Here is a 16,458-nt window from a genome sequence, read left to right as displayed (position 1 = left end):
AGTATGGGTTAATGCATGCGTTCAACTAATGCGTCATTCCGGGGCGACGCGAAGCGACGAGCCCGGAATCCATAGCCACGATCGTGAGTATGGATTCCGGGCCTGCGCCTTTCGGCGCATCCCGGAATGACGAATCGAGAGAGGGAGCGAGCTTTTTCATTTCTTCTTCCCCGGAAAGCCGCCGAGGCCCGGAAGCGTCGGCTTGCCGCTCAGCCCGGTAAGTCCCGGCAGATTCGGCAATCCCTGGCGCAGGCCGGTGGGAAGATCCTTCGGCAAATTCGGCAGGCCGCCCGGACCGGCACCGCCCTGCATCTTGTCCGCCAGCGCCTTCATCTCCTCCGGCGAGGGCGGCTTCATGCCGCCGCCAAAACCCATCGCCTGCGCGATGCCGGCGAGCGGGCCGCGCTTGCCCGAACCCATCGCCTTCATCATGTCGGCCATGTTCCGGTGCATCTTTAAGAGCTTGTTGACCTGCTCGACGTTCTGGCCGGCGCCGGCGGCGATGCGCTTCTTGCGGCTCGCTTTCAAAATGTCGGGGTTCTTGCGCTCAGCCCGCGTCATCGAATCGATGATCGCCACCTGGCGCTTCAAAATCTTGTCGTCGATGCCGGCTGCCGCAATCTGGTTCTTCATCTTGGCGACGCCCGGCATCATGCCCATCAAGCCGCTGATGCCGCCCATATTCGCCATCTGCAGCAACTGCTCGCGCATGTCGTTGAGGTCGAACTGGCCCTTGCGCATCCGCTCGGCGGTGCGCGCGGCCTTTTCGGCGTCGATATTCGCCGCCGCGCGTTCGACCAGCGACACCACGTCGCCCATGCCGAGGATGCGCCCAGCGATGCGGCTGGGGTGAAAGTCTTCCAGCGCGTCGGTCTTTTCGCCGGTGCCGATCAGCTTGATCGGTTTTCCCGTGACCGCCCGCATCGACAGCGCGGCGCCGCCGCGGCCGTCGCCGTCAACGCGCGTCAGCACGATGCCGGTGAGGCCGACGCGCTGATCGAAGGCGCGCGCGAGGTTGACCGCGTCCTGGCCGGTCAGGGAGTCCGCGACCAGCAGCACTTCGTGCGGAGTGGCCGTGGCTTTGATCTCGGCCGCCTCGCTCATCATCTCTTCGTCGAGCGTGGTGCGGCCGGCGGTGTCGAGCAGCACCACGTCATAGCCGCCGAGCTTGCCGGCTTCGAGTGCGCGTTTGGCAATTTGCGCCGGCCTTTGCCCCGTCACGATCGGCAGCGTCGGAATGTCGAGGTCGCGCCCCAGCACGGCCAGCTGCTCCATCGCCGCCGGGCGGTAGATGTCGAGCGAGGCCATCAGCACCTTGCGCTTGTCGCGCTGGGTCATGCGGCGGGCGAGTTTTGCGGTGGTGGTGGTCTTGCCGGAGCCCTGCAGGCCGACCATCATGATCGCGACCGGCGGCACCGCGTTGAGATCGATGGTCTGGCCGTCCGCGCCAAGGGTGGCGACCAGTTCGTCATGGACGATCTTGACGACCATCTGGCCGGGCGTGACCGACTTGACGACGGTGGCACCGACCGCCTGCTCGCGGACGCGCTCGGTGAAGCTTCGGACCACCTCGAGCGCAACGTCGGCTTCCAGCAGCGCGCGACGCACCTCGCGCATCGCGGCGTCGACGTCGGCCTCCGACAGCGAGCCGCGGCCCGTCAGCCGATCGAGTATCCCACCAAGCTTTTCCGACAGATTGTCGAACAATGCCGTTGTCCTTTGTCCTGCGGTTGCAGGGCGCCACGTCAATTCATTCAGTGCTGTCATCACCCGCGAAAGCGGGTGATCCAGTATTCCAGAGCAACTCGTTTCGAACCGAGAAGCTGCGGCGTACTGGATACCCCGCCTTCGCGGGGTATGACGACCTAGATATGTCCCGGCGCCAAACGCCAAAACGATATTCCAAACACTTTCGCGCCCGAGGGCGCATCGCGCTGTCGGGCGTTGGCCTCCGGTCTCATGGGCCGGGCGGCGGGTCGAAAAGAACGTCTTTCCGAGAAAGTGGGCGGGTTAAACCCCTGGATGGGGTGAAAGTCAAGGAGAAACTAGGGCATAATGCCCTGCGATTGAGGCGTAAGGCTTTGACATGGTTGTATTTTCTAAGATGAAGGGGTCGGCGATCAGGCTTCCTTTCGTCGCATGTTCCAAGTTGAACCCGCGCACGCCATATAACGCCCCATGTCTTCTGTTCTCTCCTGCCTGTCGTGATGCCCATTACCCGCCGCCGCGTCTTTGCAGTGCTCGCCGGTGCCGCCACGGCCATCGGCGTGCCGTCTGTCTGGATCAGCAATATGAAAACCCATGAGGGCCCCGTCTCCGATCATTTCGATGGCATGCGCTTCTTCGATCCCGACGGCGTGCCGCCAAAATCATTAGCTGAGGTGTTGCGCTGGCAGTTCGGCACCGACCGCAAGCGCGCGAGCTGGCCGGATTGGGTGCCGAATGCCCATAGCGATACGCCGCCGGCGCGGGTGTCCGGCGACAAGGTACGGCTGTCCTTTGTCGGCCATGTCTCCTGGCTGATCCAGACGCGGGATCTCAATATTCTCGTCGATCCCGTTTGGTCGCCGCGGGCCTCGCCGATTTCATGGGCCGGGCCGCACCGGCACAACGATCCCGGCATTGCATTCGACGCGCTGCCCAAGATCGACGTCGTGCTGGTCTCACACGGCCATTACGACCATCTCGATATCGCAACGCTGTCAAAACTCGCCGAAAAGTTTTCGCCGCGCGTGATCACGCCGCTCGGCAACGACGTCACCATGCGCGATGCGGACGCATCGATCAAAGCCGAGGCGTTCGACTGGCAGGATCGCGTCGAGCTCGGCAACGGCATCGCGGTGACGCTGGTGCCGACGCGGCACTGGTCGGCGCGCGGCCTGTTCGACCGCAACAAGGCGCTGTGGGCGAGTTTTGTGCTGGAGACGCCGGCCGGCAAACTCTACATCGTCTGCGATTCCGGTTACGGCGAAGGGACGCATTTCCGCCGCGTGGCCGAGCAGCACGGCCCGCTGCGGCTGGCGATACTACCGATCGGTGCCTATGAACCGCGCTGGTTCATGAAGGATCAGCACATGAACCCGGCTGATGCGGTGAAGGCGCTGGCCGATTGCGGCGCTAAGGAAGCGCTGGCGCATCATCACGGCACATTCCAGCTCACCGACGAGGCGATCGACGCGCCGGTCAACGCATTGGCCGACGCGCTGAAGGAAGCGAAGATCCCGCCGGAGCGGTTCGCGGCGCTGAAGCCGGGGCAGGTCTACGAGATTTAACCCCCGTCGTCCCTCCGAACCGCAGGGACGACGGAAACTACTGTTCCTTCGGCTTGATCGCCCAGGACACGAGCACCGTCACCGAGAGCGTCTCCTCGCCTTGCGCCACCGGTGCGCTGGCGGCCATCGGGGCTGCCATCTTGCCGCGGAAGAGCGGCGTGGGTGCGCCTTCCTCGGTGATGCTGATGGGTTCGCCGAGCGTCACGCCGGCGGTCTTGGCGTAAATCTCGGCCTTGCGGCGGGCGTCCGCGACCGCCTTCTCGCGGGCCTCGTCGAGATATTTGGAGGCCTGCGTCACGCTGAAGTGGATGCCGCCGATGTCATTGGCGCCGGCGCCGACCAGCACGTCGATCACGTTCGCAACCTTGGCCACGTCGCGGATCTTGACCGTGACGCGGTTGCTGGCGCGATAGCCGACGATGGGCGAGGGGCCGGCGCGATTTGGCGCAGATTGCGGCTGCAGCGACAGCCGCGAAGTCTGGTAGTCCTTCTCTTCGATGCCGGCGCCCTTCAGCGCCAGCAGCACCTTGCCCATCGCCGCGTTGTTGGCGTCCGACGCCTCGCGCGCGGTCTTGGCTTCCGACGTCACGCCGCCGTCGATCTGGGCCTGGTCGGGCGCCACCGATACGTTCGCCTCGCCGGTCACGGAGATCGCGGGCGGCGGTACCGTCTGCGCCAATGCCGGCGCGGCGAGCCACGTCGCGGCAACGACGGCAAGGGCAAGCGGGTGCTTCATCCCGATCACCTCAGCGGCACATAGACGTTGATCACCAGCTTGTCCTCTGCCGTCTTCAGGGGATCGGTGATGTATTCCTCGATGAAGGTGTCTTTGGCTTCCAGCTTCTTGTCGTCCAGGTGGTTGGTGATCGCCTCATAGGTGTTGTCCATGTTGTCGTAGGAGCCGCGATGGACGAACTTCAGCGCCTTGCCCTCGGGCGACTTGCCCATGCTGATGTCCTTGGTCAGGTTCTTGACATCCTGATCGACTGGAATCTGCGCCAGATACGTAAAACCGGTATCGTCGGTCGAGGTGTAGACGATCATCGAATTGCCCGTGGCCTTGATGCTCTGCTTGTCGAGCAACGCGGTCAGCGCCTTGAACGAATCGATCAGGGTGTCGAACGCCGCATCCCAGTTGGCGGTGCCTTTCATCACCAGGACTTTCTTGGGCTCCAGCGTGAACTCCTCGCCGAAGGGGTCGGCGTTCTGGACGCTTGCGGCCGGCGGCGGGGGTACGGGCGTCGGGGGTTTCTCAGCGGTCGGGACATCCGCCGGGGACTTGGTTTCGGCCGGCGGCGGAACCGGCACGGCCGATGGTGCAGGGCTTGGCGTCGCCGCCGGGCTTGTGACCGGAGGGGCTGAGGGCGCCGGCGATTGCGCCAGTGCGACCCCGCCAAGCGCAACCATGGCGAGCGCGGCCACGGCCGCACGGAAAGTGCTGATACGGTTCATTTCAGGTATTCTCCATCCACCCCACCTGACGGCGGCATGTCCCGTCCGCGCCCGCCAGGATGGGCGCTATTCCTAACACGCAAGGTCCGTTTTCGTCCCATGACAGATGCGTCATAGGCCTGCTGCCCCAGCGCACTAGGCAATTGGCCATCATTCGCCATATAAGGCAGGCATAAATTGGGAAATTCCATGAGCGCGCTGGCCAACCACGCATTTGCCAAAATGAACGGCATCGGCAACGAAATCGTCGTGGTCGACCTGCGCGATTCCAAGGCTGGTTCGAAGGCCGCCGTGACGCCGGAAGACGCCCGCGCCGCGGCTTCGCCCGCGGGCGTGCCCTATGACCAGTTGATGGTATTGCAGCCGCCGCGGCTCGCGGGTACCGAGGCCTTCATCCGCATCTACAACAATGACGGCTCGGAGGCCGGCGCCTGCGGTAACGGCATGCGTTGCGTGGTGCGCCGGCTGTTCGAGAGGACCGGCCAGACCGCCGTGACCTTCGAGACCCGCGCCGGGCTGTTGAATTGCTGGCAGGGCCCGGCGCCCGATCTCTACACCGTCGACATGGGGACGCCGAAGTTCGGCTGGCAGGATATTCCGCTGGCCGAAGAGTTTCGCGACACCCGCTATATCGAGCTGCAGGTCGGGCCGATCGATGCGCCGGTGCTGCATTCGCCGTCGGTGGTCTCGATGGGCAATCCTCATGCGATCTTCTGGGTCGAGGACGTCAACGCCTATGATCTCGAGCGCTTCGGGCCGCTATTGGAAAATCACCCGATCTTTCCCGAGCGCGCCAACATCACGCTCGCCCATGTCGTCGATCGCGATCACATCACGATCCGCACCTGGGAGCGTGGCGTCGGCTTGACCAAGGCCTGCGGCTCGGCCGCTTGCGCGACCGCGGTCGCCGCCGCCCGGCTGAAGCGCGCCAATCGCTCGGTCGAGATCACGCTGCCCGGCGGCAAGCTTGCGATCGAATGGCGCGAGCATGACGACCACGTGCTGATGACCGGCACGGCCGATTTCGAGTATGAAGGCCGCTTCGATCCCGCGCTGTTCGCCGACGTCGCCTGAGCGCCATGAGCGTCGACGTCCTCACGTTCGGCTGCCGCCTCAACGCCTTCGAATCCGAGGTGATCGCCCGCGAGGCGGAGCGCGCCGGGCTCTCCGATACCGTCGTCATCAATAGCTGCGCGGTCACCAATGAGGCGGTGGCGCAGGTGCGGCAATCGATCCGCCGGCTGAAGCGCGAACGGCCGGATGTGCGCATCGTCGTCACCGGCTGCGCGGCGCAGACCCAAGCAGAAATGTTTGCCGAAATGGCCGAGGTCGATCGCGTCGTCGGCAATGACGACAAGATGCGGGGCGAAGCCTGGCGCGATGCGCGCGCGGCGTTCCATTTGGGCTTTGGCGTCGGGACAAGCGAAAAGATTGCGGTCGCCGACATCATGGCGGTCAAGGAGATGGCGCCGCATCTGCTTGACGGGTTCAAGGCCGGCCTGCCGCGCGTCTTTGTGCAGGTGCAGAACGGCTGCGACCATCGCTGCACCTTCTGCATCATCCCCTATGGCCGCGGCAATTCGCGCTCGGTGCCGATGGGGGCGGTGGTGGATCAGGTGCGGGCGCTCGCCGAGCGCGGCCATGCCGAGATCGTGCTGACCGGTGTCGATCTGACGAGCTACGGCGCCGATCTGCCGGGTACGCCGAAGCTCGGGCAACTGACAAAACAGATTCTGCGCCACGTGCTGGAGTTGAAGCGCCTGCGGATTTCGTCGATCGATTCCATCGAGGCCGACCGCGATCTGCTTGACGTCATTGCCGCGGATGAGCGGCTGATGCCGCATCTGCACCTGTCGCTGCAATCCGGCGACGACCTCATTTTGAAGCGGATGAAGCGGCGGCATTCGCGGCAGGATGCAATCGACTTCTGCGCGCAGGTGCGGCGATTGCGCCCGGACATTACGCTCGGCGCCGATATCATCGCGGGTTTTCCGACCGAGACGGAAGAAATGTTCACGCGCTCGCAGGACCTGGTCGAGGAATGCGATCTCACCTTCCTGCACGTGTTTCCGTATTCGAAGCGGCCCGGCACGCCGGCCGCACGAATGCCGCAGGTGGCGGGTGAGGTTATCAAGGCGCGGGCGAAGCGGTTGCGGGTGGCGGGCGAGGCGGCGCTGCAAAGGCGGTTGGCGGCAGAATTCGGTTCAACGCGTCAGGTGCTGATCGAGAGCGCGACGCAGGGCCGTACCGAGCATTTCCTGCCGGTTGCGATATCAGGCGAAGAGCCGGGCGCGGTGCTGGCGCTGACGGTCAAGGGCCACGATGGTGCGCGGCTATCGGTGTGAGCCGCCAATTCTGTTGTCATCGCCCGGCTTGACCGGGCGACCCAGTGCGCCGCGGCTTCCCAGTTCATCACGGACCTCTCTGGGATACTGGATCATCCGCTTTCGCGGATGATGACAGCGGTAGTTGGGGCGCGTGCTTGGCTACGAACCGCTACTCTCCGTTCCACCCGCACTTCCTGAGCCGCTCGCGCATATGCTCCGGCGCCGGCGCCACCACCCGCACCGGCTCCTTGTTCTTCGAAATCGGAACTACGATCTCACGGGAATGCAGGTGCAGGATCGGCTCGCCGAACCTTGGGCCGTTACCGTAGATATTGTCGCCGACGATCGGCCAGCCCATCGCTGAGGTGTGCACGCGCAGTTGATGCGTTCGGCCAGTCACCGGTTCCAGCGCCAGCCAGGTGAGGCCGTCGCCGCGGCCGAGCACTTTCCAGGTGGTGATGGCTTTCTGGCCCTCCGGATCCGGCTTCTGCCACCAGCCGCGCTCGGCGTTCAGCCGTCCGAGCGGCATGTCGATGGTGCCTTTATCTTCGGCAGGGCCGCCTTCGACCACGGCCCAATAGGTCTTTCCGACCTTGCCGTGCTTGAACAAGAGGCCGAGCGAGGCGGTGGCCTTGCGGTGGCGTCCCAACACGAGACAGCCTGAGGTGTCCTTGTCGAGCCGGTGGGCCAACACCGGCGGGCGCGGCAGGCCGAATCGCAAGGCATCGAAGGAAGCTTCCAGATTGGCGCCGCCCTTGGGGCCGCGATGCACCGGCAGTCCGGCCGGCTTGTCGATGACGAGCATCAATCCGTCGCGATGGAGCACGCGGGCCTGGATTTCTTCCGCCGTTAGGCCTGCGACGTCAAAGGAGCCCCTGGGCACTTCAAAAGACAGCCCGGGCACATCAAGAGATGGCCCGGGAACATCGATAGGTTTGTTGTGACTTCCGCTCATGGCGCGAAACCGCTAACACGTCCCCGACATGAGCGATACCACTCCTGGAACCCCCAAACTGAGCTGGTGGCGGCGGCTTTCGAGCGGCCTGAAGCGGACTTCGAGTTCGCTCGGTACGGCCGTCGCCGACCTCGTCACCAAGCGCAAGCTCGACCGCGCCATGCTCGACGATATCGAGGATGTGCTGCTGCGCGCCGATCTCGGCACCGCGGTCGCGGTGCGGATCGCGGATGCCGTCGGCGCCGGCCGCTATGACAAGGCGATTTCAGCCGACGAAGTAAAGACGGTCGTCGCGACCGAGGTCGAGAAGGTGCTGGCGCCGGTGGCGAAGCCGCTGGAGATCGACGCGGCGCAAAGGCCGTTTGTCATCCTTGTGGTCGGCGTCAACGGCTCCGGCAAGACCACGACCATCGGCAAGCTTGCTGCGAAACTGAGCACCGAGGGCCGCAAGGTGATGCTGGCGGCGGGCGATACGTTTCGTGCCGCCGCGATCGAACAGCTCAAGGTGTGGGGCGAGCGCACCAAATCGCCGGTCGTTGCGGGCGCGCAGGGTTCAGATTCGGCAAGCCTCGCGTTCAACGCACTGAGCGCGGCGAAGGAACAAAAGCTCGATGTGCTGCTGGTCGATACGGCGGGGCGGCTGCAGAACAAGGCCGAACTGATGAACGAGCTGGAAAAGGTCGTTCGCGTCATCAAGAAGGTCGACGCGTCGGCGCCGCATGCGGTGCTGCTCGTGCTCGATGCGACGGTGGGACAAAATGCGCTGTCGCAGGTCGAGGCGTTTCATCGTACCGCTGGCGTCACCGGGCTTGTGATGACGAAACTGGACGGCACCGCGCGCGGCGGCATTCTGGTGGCGCTCGCGGAGAAATTCAAACTGCCGGTGCACTTCATCGGCGTCGGTGAAGGCGTCGACGATCTCGCGCCGTTCACGGCGCGGGACTTTGCGAACGCGATTGCAGGAATCGAGTAATGGACAAGAAAGTACCGCATCCGCTGTTCAAGCTTGCGACCGAACTCGGTCCCTTGCTCATCTTCTTCGTCGCCAATGCCAAGTCCAACCTGTTCGTCGCCACCGGCGTATTCATGGTGGCGGTGGTGGCTGCGATGATCGCGTCTTACATGGTGACGCGGCATGTGCCCATGATGGCGATCGTCACTGCGGTCGTCGTCGTCGTGTTCGGCGCGCTGACGCTGATCCTGCATGACGAGACCTTCATCAAGATGAAGCCGACGATCGTCTACACGCTGTTCGCCGCCATTCTCGGTGGCGGCTTGCTGTTCGGCCGCTCCTTCATCGCGATCATGTTCGACCAGATGTTCAATCTCACCCCGCACGGCTGGCGCATCCTGACCGCGCGCTGGGCGTTATGGTTCTTCGCGATGGCGGTGCTGAACGAGATCATCTGGCGCACGCAAAGCACCGACTTCTGGGTTGCCTTCAAGGTCTTCGGCATGGTGCCGCTGACGATGTTGTTTGCCATTACACAGATGCCGCTGATCAAGCGCTATCATCTGGAACCGGCTTCCCTGGAGGTCAGCGAGGCAGAAGCCGGGGATGTAAGCAAGGGCTAGGTAGCGTGTCCCGGGCGCGGTGCAGCGTTCTTTACGATGCACCGCAGAGCCGGAACCATATCCCCGCTCGAGCGTAGGCCCCGGCTCTGCAGCGCACCGCTGTCGCGCTGCGCTGCGTCCGGGGCACGAGATCAGCTCTTCTGCTTGGCGATGATCTTGTCCTTGATCTTGTCGTAGGTCGCCTGCGGGACGATGCTCTTCTGCACCAGCTCGTCCTTGCCCTTGTACGGACGGCCCTTGATGATCTTCTCCGAATAGGCCTTCCCGACGCCCGGCAGCGCATCGAGCTGCTCGGCGGTCGCGGAATTGATGTCCAGCAGCTCGGCCTTCGGCGCCGGCGCCATCTTCGACTCCGAGGCCTTTGGCGCGGGAGCCATCTTGCTGTCGGACTTGGGCGCGGGCTGTGCGGTCTGGGCCATCGACGGCGTTGCCGTCAGCATGCCCAGCGTGAGCGCGGTGGCGAGAAGAGAAGCGAGCGTGAAATGACGCATATGGGTGTCCCTCCCAAGGACGGTTCAAGTAACGCATCAAAGCTAGCTGCGAATTCATGGCAGCGCCATGGCCGCGAAATGAACGATGGATAAAAGCGGAGGAATATTTGGATTGTCATTCCGGGGCGTGCGCAGCACGAACCCGGAATCTCGAACTTCCGGGTTCGATGCTTCGCATCGCCCCGGAATGACGACGGCGTCGTCACTTCAACGCCTTCTCGATCTCGACTTTCAGCACGCTATCGAGATTGGCCGGCGTTACCGGCCCGACCAGCTTGTAGCGGATAGTGCCGTCGCGCCCGACCACGAAGGTTTCGGGCACGCCATAGACGCCCCATTCGATCGAGCCCCGGCCGTTGCTGTCGGCGCCGACGGCGGTGAACGGATTGCCGTAGCGGCCGAGGAAGCGGCGGGCGTTATCAGGGGAATCCTTGTAGTTGATGCCGACGATCTGCAGCCGTGTGTCGCTCGCCAGCGCGGTCAACAGCGGCGCCTCATCGTGGCATGGCACGCACCAGGAGGCCCAGACATTGACGACAGAGACCTTGCCCTTGAACACGGCCGGGTCGAGGCCGGGCACGGGCGTCCCGTTATGGACGAGGCCCTCCAGCGCCGGCAGCGTGGTTTGCGGCACCGGCCGGCCGATCAGGGCGGATGGAATCCTGGAGGGGTCACCGGCGTAAAGCCGCAGCAGGAACAGTCCGGCGACCGCCAGGAAGCCGATCAGCGGCAGCGCCACGACCCAGCGCAGGCTGCGTGGCCGATCAGATGTTGCGGGCGCACTCATCAAATCTCCGTCGCCTGGCGGCCGGAGCGCCGGGCCACGCCGCTGGCCTCGAGTTCGCGCAGGCGCTCCTTCTGATGACGATAGTCGAGCGCGATCCAGCCGATCAGGATCAGCACGATCGCCGCGACCAGCGCGTAGGAGGTCACGATAAACGAGGCATAGGGTCCGAGCGACATCGCGTCATGCCGCCTGCTGGCTGGCTTGCATCATCTGCAAGCTACGCACGCGGCGGCGCAGGATCTCGTTGCGCATCGCCGCCAGGTGCAGTGTCATGAACAGCAGCGAGAAACCGACCGCCATCACGAGCAATGGAATCAGGAACGCGTTGTCGAGCGAAGGTCCGCCCATCCGCATCACCGATGCCGGTTGATGCAGCGTGTTCCACCAGTCGACCGAGAACTTGATGATCGGCAGGTTGATCGCGCCGACCAGCGTCAGCACGGCGGCGGCCCGCGCCGCCCGCGACGGGTCCTCCACCGCGCGCCATAGCGCCATCAGGCCGAGATACATCAGGAACAGGATCAGCACCGATGTGAGTCGCGCGTCCCACTCCCAATAGGTGCCCCACATCGGCCGCCCCCACAGTGAACCCGTGACCAGCGCCAGAAACGTGAACGCCGCTCCGATCGGCGCGGCGGCCTTGGCCGCGACGTCGGCGAGCGGATGCCGCCATACCAGCGTGCCCAGCGCGGCAATGCTCATGACGCCCCAGACGAACATCGAAAGCCACGCGTTCGGCACGTGGATGAACATGATCTTCACGGTGGCGCCCTGCTGGTAATCGTCGGGGGCCACCGCCGCCTGATAGAGGCCCACCAGCAGCAGGATCGCGGTCGCACCTGCAAGCCACGGCAGCACGCGCGCCGTCAGCGCGAGAAATTTCGAGGGATTGGCGAGGTCGATCAGCGTCATGGCATCCTGATAGTCGTCAGCGGCGGGGCAGGCAATGCGGCATGATCTGTTTCGCATCCCCTCCGCCAGAGTTGATCGGTGTCAACAAATTCAGTCCAGACCGTGCCGCAGGCTGGCCGCAGCGGCAAACGGTCCGACCACGAAACTAACCAGCGAGAGCGCGCAAAGGATCGAAAACGGAGTTCCAAACGATAGCGGGCCGGTAATCGCCGCCTGCGAGGCTGCAACGCCGAAGATCAGTACCGGGATCGACAGCGGCAGCACCAGCACCGCGAGCAAGAGGCCCCCGCGGTGCAATGTCACGGCGAGCGCCGCGCCGATCATGCCCGTGAACGTCAGCGCCGGCGTCCCCACCAGCAAGGTCAGCGCCACCGCCGAGGTCGCCGCGGTGTCGAGGTTGAGCAACAGCCCGAGCACGGGCGTCGCCGCGATCAGAGGCACACCGGCCGCGAGCCAATGCGCCAGCGCTTTCGCGGCACATGCGAGTTCCAACGGTGTCTGGCCCATCACGATCAGGTCGAGCGAGCCGTCCTCATGATCGGCCGTGAACAGCCGGTCGAGCGTGAGCAGGCTGGCCAGCAGCGCGCCGAGCCAGAGTATGGCGGGGCCGAGCCGGGCCAACAGAGGCAGATCGGGCCCGATCGCAAACGGCATCAGCACCGTGACGGTGAGGAAGAACAGCACGCCGATCAGCGCCCCGCCGCCGACGCGGAGTGCGATTTTGATATCCCGGCGAATCAGTGCGGCGAGGGCCGTCATGGGAGGCCTCCTGCGCACGTGCTTTGGACACTCCGCTGTCGCAGCGTATGCAGGCAGCTCCCTCCCCCCTTGCGGGGGAGGGCGGGGGAGAGGGGTGGCCCCGGAAACGGTGCTTGACAGATGCGCTTGTTGCCCGAGGCCGAATCGAGAGAGCACGTCGCGGGATACCCCTCTCCCTGACCTCGAGAGCGAGCTTTGCTCGCCTCGGACCCCGCAAGGGGGGAGGGAACGGAAGGATTTGTGCTCGTGGATAGGAGATAGAGCGCTATCACTTCCCCCCCATCCGCAGTTCTCTCGCTTCGATCCCGAGCGGAGTATGTGTCGCCGCAACAATGATCCCGCCGCTGGCCAGGTGTTCGCGCATCACGCCCACGAATAGTTCCTGTCCGGCGGTATCGAGCGCCGATGTCGGCTCGTCCAGCAACCAGACCGGCCGCCGCACCACGAGCAGCCGCGCGATCGACAGCCGGCGCCGCTGACCAGCCGAGAGAAAGGCCGCCGGCAGATAAGTGGCGTGGCCGAGCCCCACGGCGGTGAGGCACTCTTTGACGTCGCCGGTCGCCCCACCGAGAAAATCCCGCCAGAACGACAGGTTTTCCGCAACGCTCAGCGCAGGCTTCAGTGCATCGCGGTGGCCCAGATAGTGAGATTGTTCGGGCAAGGTCAACTCGGCCTCGCCGCCTTCCAGACCGATCGATCCGCCCCCCGACACCAGGAGACCCGCGATGAGCCGCAACAGCGAGGTCTTGCCCGAGCCGTTCGGGCCGACCACGGCCAGCACTTCGCCGGAAGCGGCCTCGAAATCGAGGCCCGAGAACACCTCTCGGCCGCCTCTGACACAACTGATTTGGCGCCCCGAGAGCCGCATTTTGCTTCGTCACAGCCCTCTGAAATTGATGGGTACCGCGTCGGAATTTGTGGGTACCGCATTGCTGCAGCACGTTTGTCGCTGTGGCGGCGCTTCTAGAAAGATTCTATAAGCCCGGAACTTGATGCAGCACACAATCGGCGGCTGCAAGCCAAGAAGCCAGCCTTCCGCTGACGGTGTTTAAATACCCTTGCGGGTATAACTAGAATTTGGGATTTCCTGACATGACCTCGCTCGACAGCTTCAAATGCCGCAAGACCCTCAAGGTCGGCAGCAAGACCTATGTTTATTACAGCCTGCCCGCCGCCGAGAAGAACGGTCTGAAGGGAATTTCCAAGCTGCCCTATTCGATGAAGGTGCTGCTCGAAAACCTGCTGCGCAACGAGGACGATCGCACGGTCAAGAAGGCCGACATCGTCGCGGTTTCGAAATGGCTCCGGAAGCGCAGGCTCGAGCACGAGGTCGCGTTCCGCCCGGCGCGCGTGTTGATGCAGGATTTCACCGGCGTGCCGGCGGTGGTCGATCTCGCCGCGATGCGCAACGCGATGCAGGCGCTCGGCGGCGATGCCGAGAAGATCAACCCGCTGGTGCCGGTCGATCTCGTCATCGACCACTCGGTCATCGTCAACTTCTTCGGTGACAACAAGGCGTTCGGCAAGAACGTCGTCGAGGAATACAAGCAGAACCAGGAACGCTACGAATTCCTGAAGTGGGGCCAGAAGGCGTTCTCGAATTTCTCCGTCGTGCCGCCCGGCACCGGCATCTGCCACCAGGTCAATCTCGAATATCTCGCGCAGACGGTGTGGACCAGGAAGGAGAAGATGACGGTCGGAAAGAAGACCGGCACCTTCGAGGTCGCCTACCCGGATTCGCTTGTTGGTACCGATTCGCACACCACCATGGTCAATGGCCTCGCCGTGCTCGGCTGGGGCGTCGGCGGCATCGAGGCGGAAGCCTGCATGCTCGGCCAGCCGCTGTCGATGTTGTTGCCGGAAGTCGTCGGCTTCAAGCTGAAGGGCCAGCTCAAGGAAGGCGTCACCGCGACCGACCTGGTGCTGACGGTCACGCAGATGCTGCGCAAGCAGGGCGTGGTCGGCAAATTCGTCGAGTTCTTCGGCCCCGGCCTCGACTATCTCTCGGTGGCGGACAAGGCGACGATCGGCAATATGGCGCCGGAATACGGCGCCACCTGCGGCTTCTTCCCGGTCGACGCCGCGACCATCGATTACCTCAAGACCTCGGGCCGCAAGGCCGACCGTGTCGCGCTGGTGGCGGCCTACGCCAAGGCGCAGGGCCTGTTCCGCACGGCGAAATCGGCCGATCCGGTGTTCACGGAAACCCTGACGCTCGACCTCAAGGACGTCGTGCCGTCGATGGCGGGCCCGAAACGCCCCGAAGGCCGTGTTGCGCTGCCGGCGGTTTCCACTGGCTTCGCGACCGCGCTCACCAGCGAGTACAAGAAGCCCGACGCGGCTGCGAGCCGCTATCCGGTCGAGGGCCGGGATTTCGACCTCGGCCATGGCGACGTGGTGATCGCCGCGATCACTTCCTGCACCAATACTTCGAACCCGAGTGTGCTGATCGGCGCGGGCCTGCTGGCGCGCAACGCCGCCGCCAAGGGGTTGACGGCCAAGCCGTGGGTGAAGACCTCGCTCGCTCCGGGCAGCCAGGTGGTTGCGGAATATCTGGCCAATTCCGGCCTGCAGAAGGATCTCGACAAGGTCGGCTTCAACCTGGTCGGCTTCGGCTGCACCACCTGCATCGGCAATTCGGGTCCGCTGCCGGAGGACATTTCGAAGTCGATCAACGACAACGGCATCGTTGCCGCGGCCGTGCTGTCCGGCAACCGCAATTTTGAGGGCCGCGTCAGCCCGGACGTGCAGGCAAATTATCTGGCGTCACCGCCGCTGGTCGTCGCCTATGCGCTGGCGGGCACGGTGACCAAGGACCTCGCGGTCGACCCGATCGGCACCGGCAAGGACGGCAAGCCGGTATATCTGAAGGACATCTGGCCGACCACCAAGGAGATCAATGCTTTCATGAAGAAGTTCGTGACAGCTACGATCTTCAAGAAGCGCTACGCCGACGTGTTCAAGGGCGACACCAATTGGCGCAAGATCAAGACGGTCGAGAGCGAGACCTATCGCTGGAACATGAGCTCGACCTATGTGCAGAACCCGCCCTATTTCGAAGGCATGAAGAAGCAGCCCGATCCGATTTCAGACGTGGTCGACGCGCGGATCCTGGCGATGTTCGGCGACAAGATCACCACCGACCACATCTCGCCGGCCGGCTCGATCAAGCTGACTTCGCCGGCTGGAAAATTCCTCAGCGAGCACCAGGTGCGCCCCGCCGACTTCAACCAGTACGGCACACGGCGCGGTAACCATGAAATCATGATGCGCGGCACCTTCGCCAACATCCGCATCAAGAATTTCATGCTGAAGGGCGCTGACGGCAATATTCCGGAGGGCGGACTAACCAAGCACTGGCCCGACGGCGAGCAGATGTCGATCTACGACGCGGCGATGAAGTATCAGCAGGAAAGCGTGCCGCTGGTGGTGTTCGCGGGCGCCGAATACGGCAACGGCTCCTCGCGCGACTGGGCGGCGAAGGGCACCCGTCTGCTCGGCGTCCGCGCCGTGATCTGCCAGAGCTTCGAGCGCATCCATCGCTCCAACTTGGTCGGCATGGGCGTGTTGCCGCTGACCTTCGAGGACGGCACGTCGTGGACATCGCTTGGCCTCAAGGGCGACGAGACGGTGACGATTCGCGGGCTCCAGGGTGATTTGAAGCCGCGCCAGACCCTGACGGCCGAGGTCGTGTCCGGCGACGGTTCGCTGCAGCGCGTGCCGCTGCTCTGCCGCATCGATACCCTCGATGAGCTCGAGTACTACCGAAACGGCGGCATTCTGCATTACGTGCTGCGCAAACTCGCGGCTTGACGCGGATTTGTGATCGGTGCCTCACTTCGAAGTGAGTAGCGAGCAAGGAGAAGGCGGCCTATGACAGGGCCGCTTTCGTGCGTCTGGGGCGCGCCTTTAGGATATCAAATCATGC

At 64.1% G+C, this 16,458-nt stretch carries 16 protein-coding genes; 6 read left to right on the top strand and 10 right to left on the bottom strand.

The window, feature by feature from the left end:
- Positions 1 to 156 precede the first annotated feature (156 nt).
- Positions 157 to 1,707 carry a signal recognition particle protein gene (gene ffh, locus LMTR3_RS09205; protein ID WP_065744767.1) on the bottom strand — a complete coding sequence of 517 codons (1,551 nt, stop codon included), beginning with the start codon at positions 1,705 to 1,707 and terminating at the stop codon, positions 157 to 159.
- A gap of 500 nt (positions 1,708 to 2,207) precedes the next feature.
- On the opposite strand from ffh, the gene LMTR3_RS09200 reads away from it, so the two are divergent.
- Positions 2,208 to 3,272, top strand: coding sequence for an MBL fold metallo-hydrolase (locus LMTR3_RS09200; RefSeq protein WP_065744766.1), 1,065 nt, complete (start codon positions 2,208 to 2,210; stop codon positions 3,270 to 3,272).
- Positions 3,273 to 3,309: 37 nt separating this feature from the next.
- On the opposite strand, the gene LMTR3_RS09195 is transcribed toward LMTR3_RS09200, so the two are convergent.
- Positions 3,310 to 4,008 (bottom strand): SIMPL domain-containing protein, encoded by a 699-nt coding sequence (locus LMTR3_RS09195; RefSeq protein WP_065744765.1) that lies wholly within the window; start codon positions 4,006 to 4,008, stop codon positions 3,310 to 3,312.
- A 5-nt stretch (positions 4,009 to 4,013) separates the two neighbouring features.
- Positions 4,014 to 4,724, bottom strand: coding sequence for a GyrI-like domain-containing protein (locus LMTR3_RS09190; protein WP_065744764.1), 711 nt, complete (start codon positions 4,722 to 4,724; stop codon positions 4,014 to 4,016).
- Positions 4,725 to 4,913: 189 nt separating this feature from the next.
- Here LMTR3_RS09190 and dapF point away from each other — a divergent pair, with 189 nt between their 5' ends.
- Positions 4,914 to 5,798, top strand: coding sequence for a diaminopimelate epimerase (dapF, locus tag LMTR3_RS09185; protein WP_065744763.1), 885 nt, complete (start codon positions 4,914 to 4,916; stop codon positions 5,796 to 5,798).
- 5 nt (positions 5,799 to 5,803) lie between these two features.
- On the top strand, positions 5,804 to 7,069 hold the full coding sequence (gene mtaB / locus LMTR3_RS09180; RefSeq protein WP_065744762.1) for a tRNA (N(6)-L-threonylcarbamoyladenosine(37)-C(2))-methylthiotransferase MtaB: 1,266 nt from the start codon (positions 5,804 to 5,806) through the stop codon (positions 7,067 to 7,069).
- 151 nt (positions 7,070 to 7,220) lie between these two features.
- Here mtaB and LMTR3_RS09175 read toward each other — a convergent pair whose 3' ends face one another.
- A complete protein-coding gene (locus tag LMTR3_RS09175; protein ID WP_245319814.1) occupies positions 7,221 to 7,856 on the bottom strand; it encodes an RluA family pseudouridine synthase in 636 nt (211 codons plus the stop codon).
- A gap of 178 nt (positions 7,857 to 8,034) precedes the next feature.
- Between LMTR3_RS09175 and ftsY the strand changes: the two genes are divergently transcribed.
- Positions 8,035 to 8,979 (top strand): signal recognition particle-docking protein FtsY, encoded by a 945-nt coding sequence (ftsY, locus tag LMTR3_RS09170; protein WP_065744760.1) that lies wholly within the window; start codon positions 8,035 to 8,037, stop codon positions 8,977 to 8,979.
- On the top strand, positions 8,979 to 9,581 hold the full coding sequence (locus LMTR3_RS09165) for a septation protein A (protein WP_065744759.1): 603 nt from the start codon (positions 8,979 to 8,981) through the stop codon (positions 9,579 to 9,581). Before ftsY ends, LMTR3_RS09165 begins: the two co-directional genes overlap by 1 nt.
- 131 nt (positions 9,582 to 9,712) lie before the next feature.
- Here the strand turns inward: LMTR3_RS09165 and LMTR3_RS09160 are convergent, their stop codons facing one another.
- The 6 genes from LMTR3_RS09160 to ccmA form a co-directional block, all read right to left on the bottom strand.
- Positions 9,713 to 10,072, bottom strand: coding sequence for a ComEA family DNA-binding protein (locus tag LMTR3_RS09160; RefSeq protein WP_065744758.1), 360 nt, complete (start codon positions 10,070 to 10,072; stop codon positions 9,713 to 9,715).
- A gap of 202 nt (positions 10,073 to 10,274) precedes the next feature.
- Entirely contained in the window at positions 10,275 to 10,859 is a 585-nt protein-coding gene (locus LMTR3_RS09155; RefSeq protein WP_065744757.1) for a DsbE family thiol:disulfide interchange protein, read from the bottom strand.
- Positions 10,859 to 11,035: a heme exporter protein CcmD gene (ccmD, locus tag LMTR3_RS09150; protein ID WP_065744756.1), complete on the bottom strand. Its 177-nt coding sequence runs from the start codon at positions 11,033 to 11,035 to the stop codon at positions 10,859 to 10,861. The genes LMTR3_RS09155 and ccmD overlap by 1 nt, the downstream gene beginning before the upstream one ends.
- A 4-nt stretch (positions 11,036 to 11,039) precedes the next feature.
- On the bottom strand, positions 11,040 to 11,771 hold the full coding sequence (locus LMTR3_RS09145; RefSeq protein ID WP_065744811.1) for a heme ABC transporter permease: 732 nt from the start codon (positions 11,769 to 11,771) through the stop codon (positions 11,040 to 11,042).
- Positions 11,772 to 11,861: 90 nt separating this feature from the next.
- On the bottom strand, positions 11,862 to 12,530 hold the full coding sequence (ccmB, locus tag LMTR3_RS09140; RefSeq protein ID WP_065744755.1) for a heme exporter protein CcmB: 669 nt from the start codon (positions 12,528 to 12,530) through the stop codon (positions 11,862 to 11,864).
- Between the two features lie 268 nt (positions 12,531 to 12,798).
- On the bottom strand, positions 12,799 to 13,398 hold the full coding sequence (gene ccmA, locus LMTR3_RS09135; protein WP_065744754.1) for a heme ABC exporter ATP-binding protein CcmA: 600 nt from the start codon (positions 13,396 to 13,398) through the stop codon (positions 12,799 to 12,801).
- Between the two features lie 224 nt (positions 13,399 to 13,622).
- Between ccmA and acnA the strand changes: the two genes are divergently transcribed.
- A complete protein-coding gene (gene acnA, locus LMTR3_RS09130) occupies positions 13,623 to 16,343 on the top strand; it encodes an aconitate hydratase AcnA (RefSeq protein ID WP_065744753.1) in 2,721 nt (906 codons plus the stop codon).
- Positions 16,344 to 16,458: the final 115 nt, after the last annotated feature.

It is taken from the genome of Bradyrhizobium sp. LMTR 3, assembly GCF_001693485.1.
In the GTDB taxonomy this organism is placed as follows: Bacteria; Pseudomonadota; Alphaproteobacteria; order Rhizobiales; family Xanthobacteraceae; genus Bradyrhizobium.
This window is presented reverse-complemented; position numbering and strand designations above follow the sequence as displayed.